At 64.5% G+C, this 3,837-nt stretch carries 4 protein-coding genes; 3 read left to right on the top strand and 1 reads right to left on the bottom strand.

The genetic code is table 11. The features are described from left to right. Positions 1-932: agmatinase family protein (locus tag ACODTY_RS23465; protein WP_488996585.1), on the top strand; the 932-nt coding region annotated here is incomplete at its 5' end. 245 nt (positions 933-1,177) lie between these two features. Here the strand turns inward: ACODTY_RS23465 and ACODTY_RS23460 are convergent. After that, positions 1,178-2,098: a LysR family transcriptional regulator gene (locus tag ACODTY_RS23460; RefSeq protein WP_488996584.1), complete on the bottom strand. Its 921-nt coding sequence runs from the start codon at positions 2,096-2,098 to the stop codon at positions 1,178-1,180. A 120-nt stretch (positions 2,099-2,218) separates the two neighbouring features. Here ACODTY_RS23460 and ACODTY_RS23455 point away from each other — a divergent pair, with 120 nt between their 5' ends. Continuing rightward, positions 2,219-3,085, top strand: coding sequence for a pirin family protein (locus ACODTY_RS23455; protein ID WP_488996583.1), 867 nt, complete (start codon positions 2,219-2,221; stop codon positions 3,083-3,085). Positions 3,086-3,213: 128 nt separating this feature from the next. Then, a partial coding sequence (locus tag ACODTY_RS23450; protein ID WP_488996582.1) for a hydrolase occupies positions 3,214-3,837 on the top strand: 624 nt, incomplete at its 3' end.

Raw genomic sequence — 3,837 nt, 5'->3', positions numbered from 1 at the left:
CGCCGTACTGTCCCGATCTGTCGGGCGCGAAAGCCGATGCGATCGTGGTCGGCATGCCCTATGACGGAATCGCCACGCTGCGCGGCGGCGCTACGCGCCTGGCCCCGGCATGGGTTCGCAAGCTGTCGCTCCTGTACGGATCATACAACTTCGATTGGGATCTTGAGGTCTTCAATCACATAAAGGTGCTCGATGCCGGCGACGTCGACATTGTGCCCGGCGACAATGCCCGCAGTTACGAGCGTCTCGAGGCGCGTATCGCCGCCGTCAAGAAGGCGTCGGCCGTGCCCTTTATGATCGGCGGCGATCATGGCGTCACCTATCCGGCGGTGAAAGAGGCCGTCCGCGAAATCGACTACAAGGCCGGCATGGTGATCTTCGACACCCATCTCGATCTGGCCGAGAGCTACCGCGAGGACCGCCTGACCCGTGCCTCGCCGCTCAAGCGCATCTGCGAGCTTCCCAACATCGATCCGCGCCGTGTCGCGATCATCGGCGCGCGCGGACCACGCAACGTCCAGGAATGGACGCCCATTGCACGCGAGTTGGGAATCCGCATTTACGGCATGTCCGAAATCGAGGGGCGCGGCATCGAGGCGGTAGCCGTCGAAGCGCTGCAGGTGGCTTCGCCCGACGGGCGTGCGCCCTATGTCAGCTTTGACATCGACGGTGTCGACCCGGCCTTCGCGCCGGCCACCAACAGCATCGAGCCCGGCGGGTTGACTGCCAGGGAGGCAATCGATGCCGTGCGGCTGGTCTGCGAGAATGGGCTGCTCGGCTTCGACGTCGTCGAGGTCGCGCCGGAACATGACAGCGCCTCGCAGATCACCTCGGCGCTTGCCGCGCGGCTGATGGCAGAGGCGTTCGCGGTCATGGCCGCACGCAAGGCCGGCTGCGGGCGAAAGTGGAAGTGGCAGCCGGCTCTTTCCTGACGACCTGAGATACGTGCCGGACCCAGCGGCCGTGGAGGACAGCTCCGGCATGACGTGAAGGCTTACGCGGCGGCGCTGTTGAGGGCGTGCCGGCGCGTAAGTGGGACGACGCTTGCGATGATGCAAGCGTATCTTCAGTTCCAGACCAGCCATCGACAAGAGCTGAGACAGCCAGGCCGCATATTCGTCGGCAGTACGATTGGGCTCGGTCGCCGCACGCCATTGGGCGAGCCACGATCACGCGGCTAGCTTCGGGTGTCGTTGGCTCGGCCAAGCGCTGCATACTCGGCCGCAAGATAGTCGAGCAGGGCGCGCACGGACGGCAACAGACCGCGGCGCGACGGGAACACCGCGTGGATGATGCCGGTCTTGGGAGCCCAGTCGGGCAGAACTTCGACCAGCGTTCCTGTCATCAGGTCCGCCCGGACGACCATCGTCGGCAATTGCACCACGCCGACGCCGAGCAATGCCGCATGGCGCAGCGTCACCATGTCCTCGGTGACGAAGCGCGGGACGTGCGGGATGCGTGCGGTTGCGCCGTTGGGACCATCGAGCCGCCATTCGTAGTCGCCATGCACCGGCCCCCAGGCCAGGCTTGGCAGCGTGCCGAGGTCGGCGGGAACCACGCCGCCGGGAAATTTCGCAAGCAGTTCGGGACTGGCGACCAGCCGTTGCGGGCTGTCGGCCAGAACCTTCATGACGAGGTCGCTTTCCTCCAGCGGAGGGAAGCGCACGCGGATCGCCAGGTCGAAGCCTTCGCGGATCACGTCGACGCGCCGGTTGGTGCTTTCGAGATGGACCTCGACCTTCGGGCACTCGGCCATGAAGCGGGCGATCATCTCGCTGACCTGGAAATAGACGACGGAGGAGGGGCAGGCCACGCGCACGATGCCTTGCGGCTCGGAGCGGGTCCTTTCGATGACCTCCTGCGCGGCCTCGGCCTCGACCAGCATGGCGACGCAGTGGCGATAATACTCCATGCCGATCTCGGTCACGGCGAAGCGCCGGGTCGAGCGCTGGATCAGGCGGATGCCGAGGCGTTCCTCGAGCAGGCCGATGCGCCGGCTGAGCCTCGATCGTGGCATGCCGAGTTTGCGCGCCGCTGCGGCGAAGCCGTTCTGGTCGACGACCTGGACGAAGAAATAGAGGTCATTCAGGTCATGCATGGCCGGTGATTGTCTCGCTCGTAGGACAGTGTGACCGAATTCCAGTGTCTACTGCGGTTTATGTCCTGCGCATATTCTCTTTGCAACACAACCCGTCGAGGGTTCGCAAGGAGAAAGATGATGAGAAAGATACTTGGGGTCTACAGCGCCTCGTCACCGCATTGGGTTGGCGACGGCTTTCCGGTCCGCTCGGTCTTTTCCCAGACGACGCTCGGCCAGCATGTCAGCCCCTTCCTCCATCTCGACTATGCCGGCCCGGCCGAATTTGCACCGACTGACAGGCCGCGTGGCGTCGGCGTCCATCCGCATCGCGGTTTCGAGACCGTCACCATCGTCTACCAGGGCGAGGTCGAACATCGTGACTCGACCGGCGCTGGCGGGCTGATCGGCCCCGGCGACGTCCAGTGGATGACGGCTGCATCCGGCATCCTGCACGAGGAGTTTCATTCCAAGGCGTTCACCCAACAGGGTGGCGTGCTCGAGATGATCCAGCTCTGGGTCAACCTGCCGGCCAAGGACAAGAATGCCACTGCCGGCTACCAGACGTTGCTCGACGCCGACATTCCCGCAGTCAAGCTTGACGACAAAGCCGGCACGCTGCGCGTCATCGCCGGCGACTACCAGGGCAAGTTCGGGCCGGCGCGTACCTTCACGCCGATCAACATGTGGGATCTCCAGCTCAAGTCCGGTGGCGAGACGTCGCTGGAACTGCCGGAGGGCCATGCGGCCGGCCTGGTCGTGCTGCGCGGAAACATCGTCATCAACGGCGCAGAACCGGTGCATGATGCCCAGTTCGTCCTGCTCGACCGCACCGGCGGCGAGTTCACCATCGCCGCGTCGAGTGATGCCAGCATCCTTCTTCTGAGCGGCGAGCCGATCGACGAGCCCGTCGCCTGGCAGGGACCGTTCGTCATGAACACCCAGGAAGAACTCCAGCAGGCCTTCGCCGATTTCCGGCGCGGCGGCTTCGGTCGGATCGACAGCTGACCGGTTGAGATCAAGGGCGCGGCTTCGGCCGGCCCTTGCAAGCACGGCCCGTACGACAACGCGAGCCAAACAGCAGCAACGAGCCACTACCCCCAAAGAACATGGCTCATCACCCCCAGGAGACGACAATGAGCACGAACAACAACATTGCGAACTTCAACGGCAAGCGTCCGGTCATCGACCCCAATGATGCGGTGCTGCTGCTGATCGATCACCAGAGCGGCCTGTTCCAGACCGTCGCCGACATGCCGATGACGACGCTGCGCAACCATGCCGCCGCGCTTGCCAGGATGGCGACGCTTTCCAAGATCCCGGTCATCACCACGGCTTCGGTGCCGCAGGGCCCGAATGGCCCGCTGATCCCGGAGATCCACCAGAACGCACCGCATGCCCAGTACGTGGCGCGCAAGGGCGAGATCAATGCCTGGGACAATCCCGACTTCGTCGCCGCCGTCAAGGCGACCGGCCGTAACACCCTGATCATCGCCGGCACCATCACCAGCGTCTGCATGGCCTTCCCGTCGATCAGCGCTGCCTATGACGGCTACAAGGTCTTCGCCGTGATCGACGCCTCCGGCACCTATTCGAAGATGGCGCAGGAGATCACGCTTGCTCGCGTCGTCCAGGCCGGCGTCGTGCCGATGGATACCGCAGCCGTTGCCTCGGAGCTGCAGAAGACCCTGGCACCGCGAGGACGCCCAGGAATGGGCCGAGGTCTACACCAAGATCTTCCCTCCCTACCAGCTGCTCAT

The sequence above is a fragment of the Mesorhizobium sp. FG116 genome (assembly GCF_057809835.1).
The sequence above is the reverse complement of the archived record's forward strand: the minus strand, read 5'-3'. Positions and strand labels throughout refer to the sequence as shown.